Genomic DNA, 16,945 nt, shown 5'->3' on the forward strand with positions numbered 1-16,945 from the left:
GCAGGGTGTGACGGCGATCGTCGAGCGCTGAAAAAGCAAGACTCCCCTCTCCCCAAAGGAGAGGGGATTGCGAAGGTCACTCAGGTACGGAACCTGCGTACCAACCCATCCAGCTCATTCGACAACCCCGCCAGACTCTGCGAATCCAGCCGCGCCGAATTCGCCAGTTCCGCCACCAGCTGCGCATCCCCATGAATCTGGCTGATGTGCCGATTGATGTCTTCAGCCACCTGATGCTGCTCTTCCGCCGCCGTCGCAATCTGCGTGTTCATGTCGCGAATCACATCCACCGACTCTCGGATTTGACCGAAGCTTTCCCGTGCCTCGCCGATGCGTGCCACCGATTGCTGGGACACGTCGAGACTGGCGCGCATCTGCTGGGTCACCGCGCTGGTGCGTTTGGCGAGGTTGCCCAGCAGCCCGTCGATTTCCGCCGTCGAATCCGCCGTGCGTTTGGCCAGTGCGCGCACCTCATCGGCCACCACCGCAAAACCTCGGCCTTGCTCGCCGGCACGCGCCGCCTCGATGGCCGCGTTGAGCGCCAGCAGGTTGGTCTGTTCGGCGATGGAACGGATGGTGCCGAGGATCGACTGGATGTCGTTGCTGTCGCGTTCCAGTTGTTGCATCGACTGCGCCGACTGCTCCAGTTCCTGGCTCAGTTGATCGACGCTGTGCACCGCCGCATCGATCTGCTGCTGACCTTCGCGGGCCTGGCGCTGGCCGCTGTCGGCCGACTCGGCCGCCTGGCTGCACGAGCGGGCGACTTCGTTGGCGGTGGCAACCATTTCGTGGAACGCGGTCGAGACCATGTCCACCGCTTCGCGCTGGCGTCCGGCCGCTTCGGCCATGTCGCCGGAGACCCGGGTCGAACTCTGCGAAGTGGCGAGGATTTTCCCGGCCGCGCCGCCGATGTGCTGGATCAGGCTGCGGATCGCGGTGAGGAACTGGTTGAACCAGTTGGCCAGTTGCGCGGTTTCGTCGCTGCCACGGATGTCGAGGTTCTTGGTCAGGTCGCCTTCGCCCTGGGCGATGCCTTCCAGACCGCTGGCCACGCTGCGGATCGGCCGCACGATGAGGCTGGCGAAGCTGGCGCCGACCACCGCGAAGATCACCGCCAGCACGGCCGCGATGATTGCGATCAGCCAGGTGAGTTTAGTGGCCGAACTCATTACGTCGTTCTGTTTGATCAGGCCGATGAACGTCCAGCCCAGTTGCTCCGACGGCCAGACGTTGGCCATGTAGCGCTCGCCGTTGAGCTCGACTTCCACCAGCCCTTTGCCGGCCTTGGCCAGTTGCGCGTAGCCCTCGCCGAGGCTGTCGAGCGGCTTGAAGTTGTGCTCGGGCTGCTTGGGATCGACCAGCACCGTGCCGCTGTTTTCCAGCAGCATCAGGTAGCCGCTTTCGCCCAGCTTGATCTGTTTGACGATCTCGGTGAGCTGCTTGAGGGTGACGTCGATACTGACTACGCCGCCGTTGCTGCCCAACTTGTTATCGATGGTGCGCACAGTGCTGACGTAAGTCGCATCGTCCTGTGCCCAGTAATAGGCGGCGGTGCGCAGCGGCTTGCCGGGTTTGGCCTGCGCGGCCTTGTACCACGGGCGCTGACGCGGGTCGTAGTTGTTCAGCTTGGGATCGTCGGGCCAGGAGACGTAGCCGCCGGCAGCGGTGCCGACGATTGCGTAGGCGTAGGCCGGGTGACTGTTGCCCAGGTCCTGCAGAAAGGCGAAGACCTTCTTGTCCATCTCGCCCTGCGGAATGCTTTCGGCGTTGGCGCTCATGTAGGTCTTGAGGCTGTCGTCGGTGTTCTTGATCAGCGGTTGCGTCGCCAGGTACTCGACGTTCTGGCTGATACCGTCAAAGAAAAGCTGCATGGCATTGCTGACCTGACGGATCTCGCGCCCGCTGCTGTCGACAAAATCGTCCCGGGCATCGCTGCGCAGGTTCAGTACCACCAGCGTGGCGACCAGCACCACGGGCAAGCAGGCGATGATTGCAAACGCCCAGGTCAACTTCTGTTTGATGTTCATCCGCGCTCCAGATTTTCTTGTAGGCCCACGCAGTGCAGATGACTCGCGGTAATTGGCAGCCGAAAAACGTTGTTTTTCACCCGTTTCCTTGAGTGCGGCATCGAAAGTTTTTGTTGGAACGATTGTCGGACAAATCCCTCTGTCTCTGAGGAATTCGGCTGCGTGAAGGGGAAATTGAGGCCGGAAGAGAAAATTCTTACGAGTCGCGTGCGGCTGGATGTCAGATTCTGTCGCAAATGCCCTCAAGTCCTGTCGCCAACAACTTCGACAGCCTCGGCTATGATTCGCAGCGGTCGCCAACGAGGCTCCGGTCGGCCCGGTTTATCCGGCACAGTGTGTGTATCCACAGGTTCACAGGTCGGCAACCCCTCCCCGTGATGCGAGGATTGCCGTATAACGAATGACATTCGCGTGTTTGGTAATAAAGGACCCACAATAAAAGCTGATGAAGACTCCAAAACGCATTGAACCCCTGATCGAGGACGGTCTGGTCGACGAAGTGCTGCGTCCACTCATGAGTGGCAAAGAAGCAGCTGTTTATGTGGTGCGCTGCGGTAATCAGTTACGTTGCGCAAAGGTCTACAAGGAGGCGAACAAACGCAGTTTCCGCCAGGCAGCCGAGTATCAGGAAGGCCGCAAGGTTCGCAACAGCCGACAGGCCCGGGCGATGGCCAAGGGCTCCAAGTTCGGGCGCAAGGAAGCCGAAGACGCCTGGCAGAACGCCGAAGTCGCGGCGCTGTTCCGCCTGGCCAACGCCGGGGTGCGCGTGCCCAAGCCGTACGACTTCCTCGAAGGCGTGCTGCTGATGGAACTGGTGGCCGATGAATACGGCGATGCCGCGCCGCGTCTGAACGACGTGGTGCTGGAGCCGGACCAGGCCCGCGAATATCACGCGTTCCTGATTTCGCAGATCGTGCTGATGCTGTGTACCGGTCTGGTGCACGGTGACCTCTCGGAGTTCAACGTGCTGCTGACGCCGACCGGGCCGGTCATCATTGATCTGCCGCAAGCGGTGGACGCCGCCGGCAACAACCACGCGTTCAGCATGCTCGAGCGTGACGTAGGCAACATGGCGTCGTACTTCGGCCGGTTCGCCCCAGAGTTGAAGAAGACCAAATACGCCAAGGAAATGTGGGCGTTGTACGAAGCGGGTACGTTGCACCCGGCCAGCGTGCTGACCGGCGAGTTTGACGATCCCGAGGACCTGGCCGATGTCGGCGGGGTGCTGCGCGAGATCGAAGCGGCGCGTCTGGATGAGGAGCGCAAGCAAGCCATCCGTGCGGCGGACGACGAGCCCAAGGGCAAGTCCGACGAACCGCCTCCGCCACCGTGGATGCAGTGAGCACCTGAAAAAGAAAACCCGGCTTCGGCCGGGTTTTACACATTCAAGGATTGATAGTGATCACCACTTCCCGCAATGCCCGGCTGATCATCACGGCCCGGCTGATTTCCGATTTCGGCGCGTTCCTGAACATGGTTGCGCTGGCCACTTATGTCTATCTGCTGAGCAACAGCGCGATGAGCGTGGGGATCTTCCTGGCCAGTCGGGTGGGTGGCGGGATTTTCGCCAGCCTGATCGGCACCGCGTTTTATCGTCGATGCAGCGGTCGTTTGCCGTTGATTGCCTTCGATCTGCTGCGTGCTGCTGTGCTCGGATTGTTGCTGATCGTCCCGGTCAGTCAGCAGGCGTTGTGGCTGCCGCTGATTGCGTTCGGCCTGGGCTTTGGCAATTCGATGTTCGCCATTGGCCTCAACAGTCAGTTGCCGCGCTTGATCGAGCCGGCGCAGTTGCTCAAGACCAATGCGTGGATCACGTCCGCCTCGTCCATGGCGATGGTCGGCGGCAGTCTGGTGTCCGGGTTGCTGGTCGCGGGATTTGGTTTTGAAACGGTGTTCGCGCTGAATGCGCTGACCTATCTGTTGGCGGCGCTGTTGATTGCGCCGCTGCGCTTCAGCGCACCGGAACCCGTCAACGAATCCAGCGCTGAGCGCAGCGAATGGGCAGCCTTGCTGCAGGGCCTGCGCAGTGCCCCGGTGGTGGCCGCGATGCTGGCGGTGACCATGGCCGACACCCTTGGCAGCGCTGCGCACAACGTCGGCTTTCCGATCATTTCCAAACTGCTGACACCGGACTCGGCCAGCACCACGCTGGGCCTGATGCTCGCGGTGTGGGCCATCGGCAAACTGCTCGGCGCGCGGATCGCCAGTCGTCTGAACGGCGCCGACAACATTCATCTGGAACGGCGCTACTTCGGCGGCGTGTTGTTGATGTCCTGCGGTTTTATCCTGATGTTCCAGCAGCACAGCGTTGTCGGTCTGTTGCTCTTTTCGCTGCCGGCCGGGTTGGGCGACGGCTTCTCGGAAGTCGGCTTGATGTCTCGTCTGCAGCGGGAGCCGGAGCCTTTGCGCCTGCCGATCTTCAGCTTTCTGACGTTGTTGCAGATGACCGGATTCGGCGTCGGCATGCTGATCGCCGCACCGTTCTATGACTGGTGGGCGCCGGGTGCCGTGGTGCTGTTGTTCCACGGCATTCCTCTTGCCACTGTGCTGTCGATGAAGGTCCTGCTGCTCAGACGCGGGCGGGATGCGCGCAGCAGCCCGACGCCAGTTCCTTGAGGATCGGGCAGTCCGGGCGATGGTCGCCGTGGCAGTGTTCCACCAGATCCTGCAGGGTGTCGCGCAGTTCGCCCAGTTCGCGAATCTTCTGATTCAGCTCGTCGATGTGCTGGCGGGCCAGGGCCTTCACATCGGCGCTGGCGCGCTGGCGATCCTGCCAGAGGGTCAGCAGCTTGCCGACTTCCTCCAGTGAAAAGCCCAGGTCCCGCGAACGCTTGATGAACGCCAGCGTGTGCAGATCATCGTCGCCGTAGACGCGATAACCGCTGTCGGTGCGATGGGCGGCCTTTAGCAGGCCGATCGATTCGTAATACCGGATCATCTTCGCGCTCAGGCCGCTGTGGCGGGCCGCTTGGCCGATGTTCATCGGTTGTCCTCCAGATCCTTGGGTTTCCAGGTTTTCAACAGTAGCGCATTGCTGACCACGCTGACGCTCGACAGGGCCATCGCCGCGCCGGCCAGCACCGGATTGAGGAAGCCGAACGCCGCCAGCGGAATGCCGATCAGGTTGTAGACGAAGGCCCAGAACAGGTTCTGGCGGATCTTCGCGTAGGTCTTGCGGCTGATCTCCAGAGCAGCCGGCACCAGCCGGGGGTCGCCGCGCATCAGGGTGATGCCGGCGGCGTGCATGGCCACGTCGGTGCCGCCGCCCATGGCGATGCCGATGTCGGCCGCCGCCAGCGCCGGGGCGTCGTTGATGCCGTCGCCGACCATGGCCACGACTCCGGTTTTCTTCAGCTCGGCGACGGTGGCAGCCTTTTCCGCCGGCAGCACTTCGGCGTGGACGTTCTCGATGCCCAGCGCTTCGGCAACCACTCGGGCGCTGCCGCGGTTGTCGCCGGTCAACAGGTGGCTGTGGATGTGCTGGGCCGCCAGTTGTTGCACCGCGTGCAGCGCGCCGGGCTTGAGGGTGTCGCCGAAGGCGAACAGCCCGAGCACGCGGGGTTCCGGACTTTGCTCGATCAGCCAGGACAGCGTGCGGCCTTCGGTTTCCCAGGCCTTGGCCGATTCGCTCAGGGTTGCGGCGTTCAGACCGCTTTCTTCCAGCAAGCGCCGGTTGCCCAGGGCCAGGCGCCGGCCGTCGAGGCTGCCGGCGATACCGCGTCCGGTCAGGGATTGGCTGTCGCTGACATCGGGCACGTTCAGATGGCGTTCGGCACAGGCATCCAGCACCGCTTTGGCCAGCGGATGCTCACTGCCGCGTTGCAGCGCACCGGCTGCTGTCAGCAGGGCGTTTTCGTCACCGTCGATCGCACTCAAATGTGCGATGCGCGGCGTGCCGGAAGTCAGGGTGCCAGTCTTGTCGAACACCACGGCGCTGACTTGATGGGCACGTTCCAGTGCTTCGGCGTCCTTGATCAGAATCCCGTGCCGCGCCGCCACGCCAGTGCCGGCCATGATTGCGGTCGGTGTCGCCAGGCCGAGTGCGCATGGGCAGGCGATCACCAGCACCGCGACGGCATTGATCAGCGCGGTTTCCAGCGGCGCGCCGTACAGCCACCAGCCAATCAGCGTGGCCAGGGCCAGCAGCAATACGGTCGGTACGAACACCTGACTGACTTTATCCACCAGTTTCTGGATCGGCGCTTTCGCGGCCTGGGCGTCTTCCACCAAGCGAATGATCCGTGCCAGCACACTCTCTGCGCCAAGCGCCGTGGTGCTCACCAGCAAGCGGCCTTCGCCGTTGATCGCTCCGCCGGTGACCTTGTCGCCCGGCTGTTTGGGCACTGGCAGGCTTTCGCCGCTGATCAGCGCTTCATCGGCGTGGCTCTGGCCTTCCAGCACTTCGCCGTCCACCGGGAAGCGTTCACCGGGTTTGACCAATACAAGATCGCCAAGGCGCAGGGCACTGATGGCGACATCCTGTTCGCGGCCATCGATGACTTGAATCGCCCGCTCCGGCCGCAACGCTTCCAGTGCGCGGATGGCGCTGGCGGTCTGATGCTTGGCGCGGCTTTCAAGGTATTTGCCGAGCAGCACCAGCGCGATGACCACTGCCGAGGCCTCGAAATACAAATGCGGCATGCGCCCGTCAGCAGTCGCCCATTCGTAGAGACTCAGGCCATAACCGGCGCTCGTGCCCAGGGCTACCAGCAAATCCATGTTGCCGGCGCCTGCGCGTACGGCTTTCCACGCGGCCACATAAAAACGTGCGCCGAAAATGAATTGCACCGGGGTCGCGAGGGCGAATTGCGCCCAGGCCGGCAGCATCCAGTGTATGCCGAACGGTTGCAGCAGCATCGGCAGCACCAGCGGCAAGGCGAGGGTGATGGCGCAGATCAGCGCCCAGCGCTCATGGTTCAGGCGTTGCTGGCGATTGTCGGTTTGCGGGTGTTCGGCTTCGAAGAGGCTGGCCGAATAACCGGCCTTGCTCACGGCGGCGATCAGGATCTGTGGGTCTACAGCGCCGAGCAATTCGAGATGAGCGCGCTCATTGGCGAGGTTGACGCTGACGCTTTTCACCCCCGCAACCTTGTTCAGGGCGCGCTCGACGCGACCGACGCAGGAGGCACAGGTCATGCCGTCGATGTTCAATTCCACGGTTTGCTGCGGCACGCTGTAACCGGCGCGCTCGACTGCCGCCATCAGCGCCGGCAGGCTGTCGCCGGGGGCCTGCACCCGGGCCTGTTCGGTGGCGAGGTTGACGCTGACGGCACTGGCGCCGCTGACTTTGCTCAACGCCCGCTCGACACGACCGGCACAACTGGCGCAGGTCATGCCGCTGATGGGCAGATCGAAGGTGATGGAATCGGACATCGGTCGTACTCCCTGTAGAAGATGCCTACAGGATCAACCTTGCCATGCTGGCAAGGTCAAGTGCTCGTTTTCGCTACCCGCCGCCCCACTCGCCCGATCGTCCCCACGCAGAGCGTGGGAACAAGCGTGCCTCAATAGCCGAGGCCGGTCGGCTTGAGGTACATGCCTTCCTGGTTCATTGCGATGCGGAATTTCAGGATGTCGCCGGCACGCACTTTGATCTCCTGCGAGCCCGGCGCGAGCATGCCCGGGTTGCAACCCGGCATCTGTCCCGGCAGCAGTTTCAGGCGCAGCGAGACATTGCCCGGCGGCAGGTTGAACGACGTGCTTTGCTCCTGGAACAGGCGCGCCGACAGTTGATCCTGGATGTACACGCCGATTTCGCAGGAGGTCGCCACTTCCAGGCGCTCTCGGGAAATGATCAGCACCCCATAATCTTCCCCGGCGGCATGCACCGAAGGAATCGCGGCAAAGAGGCTGAGAAAGCCAAACAGGCTGAAAGCTGACCAGCGCATGGCTGAATCTCCTGAATTCATGTCATTGATGCGTGCAGCTTGGCCGAGCGTGGCGCCGATTGCCAGCCCGGCAGTTTTTTGCAGAACTTGACCTTGCCATCGTGGCAAGCTCGAAACTGCCGGCAACCTCACTCAAAGGAGTCATTCCATGCAAGTGTTCACTGTTGAAGGCATGTCTTGCGGTCACTGTGTCAAAGCCGTCACCCAGGCGGTGCAGAGCAAGGATCCGGCCGCCAGCGTGCGGGTCGATCTGGCGGCGAAGGAAGTCGGCGTCGAAAGTGCGCTGAGCGCCGAGCAGGTCATCGAAGCGATCAGCGAAGAGGGTTACGTCATCAAACTCGCCTGATCTTTTTTAATAGTTAGCGAGCTATCGGAATGTTCAAGGCGTCCTCGCCCGGCTAGACTGTCGGGCTGCACTTTCTACCAAAGTGCCCACCCCACTGCCTGCCGGACCTGGACGCCTGATGAACTTCCGTACCCTTTTGATTCTCGGTGCCCTGACCGCTTTCGGTCCGTTGGCGATCGACTTCTATCTACCCGCGTTTCCCACCATGGCGCTGGCGTTCGGCACCGATGAGAAACACGTCCAGCTGACGCTGTCGGCTTACTTCTTCGGCCTGTCCATCGGCCAACTGGCTTACGGGCCGGTGGCGGATCGCTTCGGCCGGCGGGTTCCGTTGCTCATTGGCCTGACACTGTTCACGCTGGCGTCCGTGGCCTGCGCCTATGCACCGAACCTGGAATGGCTGATTGGCGCCCGGCTGGTTCAGGCGCTGGGCGGTTGTGCGGGAATGGTGATTGCCCGGGCGGTGGTCAGCGACAAATGCGATGCGGTGGGTTCGGCGAAAGTCTTTTCGCAGCTGATGCTGGTGATGGGGCTCGCACCGATTCTGGCGCCGATGCTCGGCGGCCTGCTGGTCAACACCACGGGCTGGCAGTCGATCTTCCTGGTACTGACCGGATTCAGTGCCCTGGCCGGACTGGCAGTGGCCGTCGGCCTGCCGGAAAGTCTGCCGGCGCATGTTCCGCGCCAGCCGTTGTCCGGCGCCCTGCGTCAGTATGGTCGGCTGCTGGCCGATCCGGTGTACATGGGCCATGCCCTGACCGGCGGCATCGCCATCGCCGGGATGTTTGCCTACATCGCCGGCTCCCCGTTCATCTTCATCAAACTGTACGGCGTGCCGGCCGAGCATTTCGGCTGGCTGTTCGGCACCAACGCGGCCGGGTTCATTCTGGTGGCGCAGGTCAATGCGCGCCTGCTGGCCAAGCGCGGTCCGGCCTTTCTGCTGTCACGGGCGGTCTGGGTTTACCTGGGCGCCGGGCTGACACTGCTCGCGGTCAGCGCCTTGCACACCGAGGCACTGTGGCCATTGCTGATTCCGTTGTTCGTCTGCGTGGCCAGCCTTGGCTGCATCAGCCCCAATGCGGCGGCGTGTGCGATGAACGGGCAGGGCGGTCGAGCCGGCAGTGCTTCGGCGTTGCTTGGCAGCCTGCAATTCAGCGTCGCCGCCGGCGCGTCGGCGCTGGTCGGGGTATTACACGATGGCTCCGCCGTGCCGATGGCCATGGTCATCAGCCTGTGCGGGTTGCTGGTGGTGAGCGCTGCATTGCTCACCCGGCGCATCCAGAATGCCCGGGCGCTCGCAAAGGCGCAGGCTGAAGTCTAGAAACGAAATACCTCAGCCGACAGCGCGTTGCTGGCCGAGGTCGGGAATCTGATGGGGCGCGCAAATACGCGCTTCGAGGGTGCGAGTGAAGGCGCGAGCTTCGGCCTCGCTGCGGAAGGTCACGGCGTGCTGGTCAAGACGAACTTGCCACTGGGACTTTGCCACTTCTTTTATCAGGATCTTCATTGCTGACCTCCCGTACGTAAAAGATTGCATCGCAGAGGACTCGATTGTAGTCCTGAATACGATCGCAATTGTGACAAGGGTCAAGCATCTGACTGACGGCAAAAAAAACACCGCAGCCCCGAGCCAGACATTTTTGGCGCTGGCGAAGGCTGCGGTCTTGCGTGTTTTAGAAACCTTCTAAAACAATTTTCCCCTTGGCCTTGCCGCTTTCCAGCAATTCATGGGCGCGGCGCAGGTTGCTCGCGTTGATCGTGCCGAAGTGCTCGCCGACCGTGGTTTTCAATGTACCGCTGTCGATCAGCCCGGCCACCCGGTTCAGCAGTTTGTGCTGCTCGATCATGTCCGGCGTTTCGAACAGCGAGCGGGTGTACATGAATTCCCAGTGCAGCGACAGGCTCTTGCGCTTGAGTTTGGTCACGTCCAGCGACTTCGGATCGTCGATCAGCGCCAGTTTGCCTTGCGGCGCCAGAGCCTCGACCAGTTGGTCCAGGTGCTGGTCGGTCTGGGTCAGGCTGGCGACGTGGGTCACGTGGGCCATACCGGCGCGCTTCAGTTCTTCGCTCAACGGCTGACTGTGATCAATCACCCGATCGGCGCCCAGCTCGGTCACCCAGTCGCGGGTTTCCGGGCGGGAGGCGGTGCCGATCACTTTGAGCCCGGTCAACTGGCTGGCCAGTTGGGTGAGGATCGAACCGACGCCGCCGGCCGCGCCGACGATCAGCAGGCTCTGGCCTTCCTCAGTGTTGCCTTCGCGAATTTGCAGGCGTTCGAACAACAGCTCCCAGGCCGTGATCGCGGTCAGCGGCAAGGCGGCGGCTTCGGCGAAGCCGAGGGTTTTCGGCATGTGCCCGACGATCCGCTCATCGACGACGTGCAATTCGCTGTTGCCACCGGCCCGGGCGATGGAGCCGGCGTAGAACACTTTGTCGCCGGCCTTGAACAGGGTCACTTCACTACCGACAGCCTTGACCACACCGGCCACGTCCCAGCCCAGCACCTTGGCGGCGCCGCCTTCCGGCGCGACGTTCTGGCGAACCTTGGTGTCGACCGGGTTGACCGAAATCGCTTTGACTTCCACCAGCAGGTCGCGCGGGCCGGGCACCGGTTCCGGCAGTTCGATGTCTTGCAGGGATTTTTCGTCGCTGATCGGGAGCGAGGCGTAATAGGCGATGGCTTTCATGGAGGTCTCCGAAAGTGAATAAAGGAAGGCTTCAGGCGATGACGCGCAGGCGCTTGAGTTCGAAGTGTTCGAGGAACGCCTCGGCCTGGCTGCGGAAATGCTGGATATGCGCGCTGGCATCGTGGGCCTGCAGCGCTTCGTCGCTGGCCCACTGTTCGATCATGTAGAAGGCCAGTGGATTGGCCAGGTCCTGGTGCAGTTCGTACTGACCGCAACCGGCTTCGGCGCGGGTCGGTTCGATCAGGGCGCGCAGGTGCTGTTCGAGCGCGTCCTGCTGGCCAGGTCGGGCGATCAGGGTGGCGATGGCGGTGAAGGGCTGGGACATGTTCGACTCCGGGACGGGATGAATTCGATGGAAGGCATGATTGGCTATTTCTGCCGGAGATAAAACCGGCTAAAAGAGCAGTCTCTTTCAATGTTTTTTTGATAATCGAGGCTGAGGATGCTGCGTTTCGATGACTTGCAGTTGTTTGTCCGGGCGGCGGATCTGGGCAGCCTGTCGGCGGCGGCGCGGGTGATGGACCTGTCCGCTGCTGTGGCCAGTGCGGCGCTCAAGCGAATCGAGCAGCAACTCGGCGCGCGGTTGTTGGCGCGTTCCACTCGCAGTCTGCGGCTGACGGCCGAAGGTGAAGGGTTTCTTGAATACGCCCGCGCTGCCTTGAGCAACCTGGATGAAGGCCGCCGTCTGCTGGCCAGCGGGCAGGACCAGGTCAGCGGCATTCTGCAGCTGTCGGCGCCTTCGGATTTTGGCCGCAACCTGCTGTTGCCTTGGCTCGACGACTTTCAGCGCGAGCATCCGAAGCTGACCGTGCGCCTGTTGCTGGGTGACCGCATCGCCGATCTGTTTCGCCAGCCGGTGGACATCGCCTTGCGCTATGGCGAACCGGAAGATTCCAGTCTGGTGGCATTGCCGATTGCCCCGCACAACCGACGGGTGTTGTGCGCATCTCCTGACTACCTGGTCCGGCACGGCGAGCCGCTGCATCTGGAACAGCTCGCGCAGCACAACTGCCTGCTGTACATGCTCGGTGGCCGGGTGCATGACCATTGGAGTTTTCATGACGGCAAGCGCGAGGTCAGCCTCACGGTCAGTGGCGACCGCTTCAGTGATGACGCCGATGTGGTGCGCCTGTGGGCGGTGGCGGGCGCCGGCATCGCCTACAAATCGTGGCTTGATGTGGCCGGTGATGTGCTGGCGGGACGGCTGAAAGTGCTGCTGCCGGAGTTGCTCTGCGAACGCGCTCCGCTGAATCTGCTGTGCGCCCATCGCGCACAATTGAGTAAGCCGGTGAACCTTCTGAGGGAAATGCTCGCCAGCCGTTGCGCTGAATTGAGTAGCCGATTTCCCGTTTTTCAGGAGTCTGACCATTAGTCGCAGGTAAATAGCGAAATTTCTCTCAGGAACAATCACCAGCCACGTCTCCTCCGGCGCAGGACGCAGCGAGCAACCCGCTTATACTAGCGACCGCCTGAAGACCGCACCGACAGGCCGGCAAGAGAACGATCAGACCGGAACCTGCGGGGCAGGAACGAGGGTCGCGACAGTACTGCGGTTTCCTCGCTGCGGCGCGCAAAGTGCCTCGGCTCAAGGCATTTTGCGCGCCTTGGCTGACGACTGATTACTGGTCAAGATGTCTATGAGCAGTAGACGATACGATTCAACAGGGAGTGAATACATGGAACATGCACCTTGCATCAGCCAGATCGCCACGTTGCTGGCCGATCCCAAACGCAGCGCGATGATGTGGGCGTTGATGGATGGCTCGGCGCGGCAGACCGAGGAGCTGGCGTTGTTGGCCGGGCTTTCGCCTTCGTCAGCCAGTGCGCATCTGGGGCGCTTGTCCGCTGGCGGTCTGTTGAAGGTCGAGGCGCGCGGACGCAAACGTTTCTTTCGTCTGGCGGCTCCTGAAATCGGCGTGGCCATCGAAGCGCTGGCCAGTGCCACCCTGGCCAGCGCCCCGCGAGAAATCCCCGAAGTGTTCAAGCGTGCCTCTCCGGTCGTCAGACCCCAGGCGGCCCCTTCGTCACTGCTGCGCGCGCGGTTTTGCGACGACCATCTCGGGGGAACGCTGGCTGCCGATCTGTACCAGCGGCTGCTCGACGCCGGCTGGATCGAGCAGCTTGAAAACCGGGTGGTCGTGACGCACAAAGGCTCGACACAACTGGCCGGGCGCGGGGTCTACATCCAGGCGCTGGCCCACCGCAATGCCCAGGTGGCGTGTGCCTGCCCGGACTGGAGCGAGCGTCGTCCGCACATGGGAGGCTCGCTGGGAGCGGCGCTGTTGCAGCTGTTCATGCAGTCGGGCTGGCTGGTGCTGCCCAATGATTCTCGCGCCCTGCAACTGACGGCGGCCGGCCAGCGGGAAATTCATCGATTTGCCTGTGAAACCGAGTTGGAAATGGCGTTGTAGAGCATTTTTGCCAACCAGGTGGTACCTGGCGTCGCCGACGGCTGCGAAAAAGTCGCATCTGGCACAGGCGCGCAACCGCTATCGCGCACACTCGAACCGGTGATTTTTTCGGATTGAGGAGGCGGCATGGACACGGGAAACTTCAGTGCGGCAGATCGACTGGAGCGTCTGCCAGTCAGCGGTTATCACCGGATCATATTCATCATCATTGCCCTGGCGTTTTTCTTCGACTCCATGGATCTGGCGATGATGACCTTCCTGCTCGGCTCGATCAAAGCCGAGTTCGGCCTGAGCAGTGCCGAGGCTGGTTTGCTGGCCAGTTCGAGTTTCTTCGGCATGGTGGTGGGAGCGTCGCTGTCAGGATTGCTGGCTGATCGATTGGGTCGCAAGCCGGTGTTCCAGTGGAGCATTGTCTTGTGGGGGCTGGCCAGTTACCTGTGCTCGACGGCGCAGACGGTCGAGAGCCTGACGCTGTTTCGCATCCTGCTGGGCATCGGCATGGGCATGGAGTTTCCGATTGCCCAGTCGATGTTGTCGGAGTTGATTCCTGCCCAGCGTCGGGGCCGTTACATCGCCTTGATGGATGGTTTCTGGCCTCTGGGTTTCGTCGCGGCTGGCGTGCTGTCGTATTTCCTGCTGCCGTTGATTGGCTGGCGCGACATTTTTCTGGTGCTGGCGGTGCCGGCGGTGTTCGTGCTGGCGATCCGCTTTTTCATTCCCGAGTCGCCGCGCTGGCTGGAGCAGGCTGGCAAGCATGAAGCGGCGGACAAGGTATTGCGCGGGATTGAAGCGCGGGTACAGGCATCGCTCGGCGGCGCCGCATTGCCGGAGCCGGTTCGCCTGCCACGGAGCGTGACCCCGCCCGGCCATTTCCTTTCAGCGCTCAAACAGATCTGGTCGCCGCAGTATCGCCAGCGCACCACGATGATCTGGAGCCTGTGGTTTTTCGCGCTGCTCGGCTTCTACGGCCTGACCTCGTGGCTCAGTGCGTTGTTGCAACAGTCGGGTTTTGCCGTGACTCAGTCGGTGTATTACACGGTGCTGATTTCCCTCGGTGGGATTCCCGGGTTCCTGATGGCGGCGTGGCTGGTCGAGCGCTGGGGACGCAAGCCGGTGTGTATCGTCACGTTGCTCGGCGGCGGGGTGATGGCGTTTCTGTACGGGCAGAGCGCAGTGTTCGGCGGCAACGTGGCGCTGCTGATCGGCACGGGGCTGTTGATGCAGTTTTTTCTGTTCGGCATGTGGGCGGTGCTCTACACCTACACACCTGAACTGTACCCGACCTCGGCGCGGGCGACGGGCTCTGGGTTTGCCTCGGCCATCGGGCGCGTGGGGTCGTTGCTCGGGCCACTGGTCACCGGGCTGGTGTTCCCGATCACGGGGCAGGGCGGGGTGTTTGCACTGGGGGCAGTGTGTTTTGCGATTGCGGCGGGGGTGGTGTGGCTGTTCGGGATGGAGACCCGGGGCAAAACACTGGAAGAGCTGACGCAAGCGGTTGTGCGCTGAATCCTGAAAGCCGTTCGAACACGGGGGTGTTCGAACGGCTTTGTGCTGTTACGGTTTTACCAACCGTGCATCCAGGCTGTTCTGCGCCAGGCGCTTGGCCTGATCCTGGGTCATGCCCAGATGGGTGTGCAGCGCATGGAAGTTTTCGGTGACATAACCGCCGAAGTACGCCGGGTCATCAGAGTTCACCGTGACCTTCACGCCACGCTCGAGCATGTCGAGAATGTTGTGCTGCGACATGTGATCGAACACGCAGAGCTTGGTGTTCGACAGCGGGCACACGGTCAGCGGGATCTGCTCGTCGATGATCCGCTGCATCAGGCGCTCATCTTCGATGGCGCGCACGCCATGGTCGATGCGCTGGATTTTCAGCAGGTCGATGGCTTCCCAGATGTACTCCGGCGGGCCTTCTTCACCGGCGTGGGCGACCGTCAGGAAGCCTTCGTGACGGGCACGGTCGAAAACGCGCTGGAACTTGCTCGGCGGATGACCCATTTCGGAACTGTCCAGACCTACCGCGACAAACGCATCGCGGAACGGCAGCGCCTGGTCGAGGGTTTTCTGTGCTTCGTCTTCGCTCAGGTGACGCAGGAAACTCAGGATCAGGCCGCTGGTGATGCCCAGTTGCTGCTCGCCATCCTTCAGCGCAGCGGCGATCCCGTTGAGCACCACTTCAAACGGGATGCCACGGTCGGTGTGGGTCTGCGGGTCGAAGAACGGTTCGGTGTGGATCACGTTCTGTTCTTTGCAGCGCAGCAGGTAGGCCCAGGTCAGGTCGTAGAAGTCCTGGGAGGTGCGCAGCACGTCGGCGCCCTGGTAATACAGGTCGAGAAATTCCTGCAGGTTGTTGAAGGCGTAAGCCTTGCGCAGGGTTTCGACGTCACTCCACGGCAGGGCGATCTTGTTGCGTTCGGCCAGGGCGAACAGCAGCTCGGGTTCCAGCGAGCCTTCGAGGTGCAGGTGCAGTTCGGCCTTGGGCAGGGCGTTGAGCCAGTCGTACATATTCTTTTCTCATCAGGTGCATTGGCGAGCATTCTACAGATGCCCGCCGAAACAATTGGCAAAACCTGACCAACCGATCCGTCACACCGCTTCCTGCTCCCGTCGATAGGCGTAGGTATCGGCAAAGCGCGACAGCAGGAATTCGGCGCAGGTGGTGGTCGGATATTTCGCCGGATGCTGTGCGTCCTGGCAACCGGGCAGGCATTCGATGCGGGTGTCCGGATGCGGTTCGGCGAAGAACGGCATCGAATAGCGATCCACGCCAAGCGGGCTGATCACCCGGTGCGGGGTCGAGCGATAACGGTCGTTGCTCCAGCGCGCCATCATGTCGCCGAGGTTGACCACGAACGTGCCGTCGATGGGGGGGGCGTCGATCCAATCGCCATTGACGTTCTTCACCTGCAGGCCGCCGGCGCTGTCCTGATAAAGCAGGGTGATGCAGCCGTAATCGGTGTGCGCGCCGGCACCTTGCTGTTCGGCGGAACTGGCGGTGTGGCGCGGCGGGTAATGGATCATTCGCAATACGCTGACCGGCTCGTTGAACCGCGTGTCGAAGAAGTCGCGCTCGATGCCCAGCGCCAGCGCCATGGCCCGCAACAGGGTTTGCGCGAGGGCCTGCATGTCGAGGTAGTGCTGCTCCATCAGCGCCTCCCAGCCTGGGATGGCCGGATGACGGTTGGGGCCGCGCAAGGGTTTTTCTGCCAGCACCTCCGGATGATCGGCCGGCAGGTGCAGGCCCATGTCGAAGGTTTCCTTGAGGTCGCTGGGTTTGTCCGGATCCAGTTGTTCGGTAGCGATAGCGCCGTAGCCGCGGTGATGACGGGTCTGTGTGATGTCGATCTTGAGTTTTTCTTCTGCCGGTTGCGCAAAGAAGCGCTTCGCCTGATCGAGCAGGGATTCGATGCGCTGCGCAGAAATCGGGTGACCCTTGATGTAGAAGAAGCCCCATTCGCGGCAGGCGTGGTCGATCTGTTCGGCAACGGCGGGCCAGGCGTTCTGGTCGTTGGAGTAGAGAGGGCTGATGTCGATGATTGGAAGTCGGTTCATTTCGAATGCTCTTTATCGATCGTTCTCACGT

At 62.2% G+C, this 16,945-nt stretch carries 16 protein-coding genes and 1 pseudogene; 7 read left to right on the forward strand and 10 right to left on the reverse strand.

The genetic code is table 11. The annotated features are described in order from the left end of the window. Positions 1-80: 80 nt before the first annotated feature. A complete protein-coding gene (locus L6D81_RS29795) occupies positions 81-848 on the reverse strand; it encodes a methyl-accepting chemotaxis protein (RefSeq protein ID WP_371850984.1) in 768 nt (255 codons plus the stop codon). Between the two features lie 90 nt (positions 849-938). Continuing rightward, positions 939-2,027: pseudogene (locus L6D81_RS29800) on the reverse strand (cache domain-containing protein); the annotation flags it as partial. A gap of 445 nt (positions 2,028-2,472) precedes the next feature. On the opposite strand from L6D81_RS29800, the gene L6D81_RS28190 reads away from it, so the two are divergent. Together L6D81_RS28190 and L6D81_RS28195 are read left to right on the forward strand one after the other, a co-directional pair. Next, positions 2,473-3,369 (forward strand): PA4780 family RIO1-like protein kinase, encoded by an 897-nt coding sequence (locus L6D81_RS28190; RefSeq protein WP_011332300.1) that lies wholly within the window; start codon positions 2,473-2,475, stop codon positions 3,367-3,369. A 59-nt stretch (positions 3,370-3,428) separates the two neighbouring features. Beyond that, the gene (locus tag L6D81_RS28195; RefSeq protein WP_236182865.1) at positions 3,429-4,643 is read left to right on the forward strand and encodes an MFS transporter; all 1,215 of its coding nucleotides are present in this window, start codon (positions 3,429-3,431) and stop codon (positions 4,641-4,643) included. Here the strand turns inward: L6D81_RS28195 and cueR are convergent. The 3 genes from cueR to L6D81_RS28210 all read right to left on the reverse strand — a co-directional run bounded on the left by cueR (position 4,597) and on the right by L6D81_RS28210 (position 7,915). Then, entirely contained in the window at positions 4,597-5,010 is a 414-nt protein-coding gene (cueR, locus tag L6D81_RS28200; RefSeq protein WP_236182846.1) for a Cu(I)-responsive transcriptional regulator, read from the reverse strand. The two genes, L6D81_RS28195 and cueR, sit on opposite strands and share 47 nt — an antisense overlap. Then, positions 5,007-7,400: a heavy metal translocating P-type ATPase gene (locus L6D81_RS28205; RefSeq protein WP_236182847.1), complete on the reverse strand. Its 2,394-nt coding sequence runs from the start codon at positions 7,398-7,400 to the stop codon at positions 5,007-5,009. Before L6D81_RS28205 ends, cueR begins: the two co-directional genes overlap by 4 nt. 131 nt (positions 7,401-7,531) lie before the next feature. Then, a complete protein-coding gene (locus L6D81_RS28210) occupies positions 7,532-7,915 on the reverse strand; it encodes a hypothetical protein (RefSeq protein ID WP_236182848.1) in 384 nt (127 codons plus the stop codon). 148 nt (positions 7,916-8,063) lie between these two features. On the opposite strand from L6D81_RS28210, the gene L6D81_RS28215 reads away from it, so the two are divergent. After that, the gene (locus L6D81_RS28215) at positions 8,064-8,261 is read left to right on the forward strand and encodes a heavy-metal-associated domain-containing protein (protein WP_096819700.1); all 198 of its coding nucleotides are present in this window, start codon (positions 8,064-8,066) and stop codon (positions 8,259-8,261) included. A gap of 118 nt (positions 8,262-8,379) precedes the next feature. Then, positions 8,380-9,582 carry a multidrug effflux MFS transporter gene (locus L6D81_RS28220; protein ID WP_236182849.1) on the forward strand — a complete coding sequence of 401 codons (1,203 nt, stop codon included), beginning with the start codon at positions 8,380-8,382 and terminating at the stop codon, positions 9,580-9,582. A gap of 12 nt (positions 9,583-9,594) precedes the next feature. Here L6D81_RS28220 and L6D81_RS28225 read toward each other — a convergent pair whose 3' ends face one another. From L6D81_RS28225 to L6D81_RS28235, 3 genes are all read right to left on the reverse strand, one after another. Continuing rightward, positions 9,595-9,768 carry a hypothetical protein gene (locus tag L6D81_RS28225; RefSeq protein WP_011332306.1) on the reverse strand — a complete coding sequence of 58 codons (174 nt, stop codon included), beginning with the start codon at positions 9,766-9,768 and terminating at the stop codon, positions 9,595-9,597. A 166-nt stretch (positions 9,769-9,934) separates the two neighbouring features. Then, entirely contained in the window at positions 9,935-10,948 is a 1,014-nt protein-coding gene (locus L6D81_RS28230; RefSeq protein ID WP_236182850.1) for a zinc-binding alcohol dehydrogenase family protein, read from the reverse strand. A gap of 31 nt (positions 10,949-10,979) precedes the next feature. Continuing rightward, positions 10,980-11,273, reverse strand: a complete 294-nt coding sequence (locus L6D81_RS28235) for a putative quinol monooxygenase (protein ID WP_011332308.1) — start codon at positions 11,271-11,273, stop codon at positions 10,980-10,982. Positions 11,274-11,390: 117 nt separating this feature from the next. Between L6D81_RS28235 and L6D81_RS28240 the strand changes: the two genes are divergently transcribed. From L6D81_RS28240 to L6D81_RS28250, 3 genes are all read left to right on the forward strand, one after another. Then, on the forward strand, positions 11,391-12,320 hold the full coding sequence (locus tag L6D81_RS28240; RefSeq protein WP_236182851.1) for a LysR family transcriptional regulator: 930 nt from the start codon (positions 11,391-11,393) through the stop codon (positions 12,318-12,320). Positions 12,321-12,624: 304 nt separating this feature from the next. Beyond that, positions 12,625-13,359: an ArsR/SmtB family transcription factor gene (locus L6D81_RS28245; protein ID WP_236182852.1), complete on the forward strand. Its 735-nt coding sequence runs from the start codon at positions 12,625-12,627 to the stop codon at positions 13,357-13,359. Between the two features lie 126 nt (positions 13,360-13,485). Beyond that, on the forward strand, positions 13,486-14,865 hold the full coding sequence (locus L6D81_RS28250; protein WP_236182853.1) for an MFS transporter: 1,380 nt from the start codon (positions 13,486-13,488) through the stop codon (positions 14,863-14,865). 48 nt (positions 14,866-14,913) lie between these two features. On the opposite strand, the gene L6D81_RS28255 is transcribed toward L6D81_RS28250, so the two are convergent. Further along, positions 14,914-15,867: an adenosine deaminase gene (locus L6D81_RS28255; RefSeq protein ID WP_007958502.1), complete on the reverse strand. Its 954-nt coding sequence runs from the start codon at positions 15,865-15,867 to the stop codon at positions 14,914-14,916. An 81-nt stretch (positions 15,868-15,948) separates the two neighbouring features. Then, the gene (locus tag L6D81_RS28260; protein WP_236182854.1) at positions 15,949-16,914 is read right to left on the reverse strand and encodes an isopenicillin N synthase family dioxygenase; all 966 of its coding nucleotides are present in this window, start codon (positions 16,912-16,914) and stop codon (positions 15,949-15,951) included. Positions 16,915-16,945: the final 31 nt, after the last annotated feature.

Origin of the sequence: Pseudomonas sputi, assembly GCF_021603585.1 — a bacterium.
In the GTDB taxonomy this organism is placed as follows: Bacteria; Pseudomonadota; Gammaproteobacteria; order Pseudomonadales; family Pseudomonadaceae; genus Aquipseudomonas; species Aquipseudomonas sputi.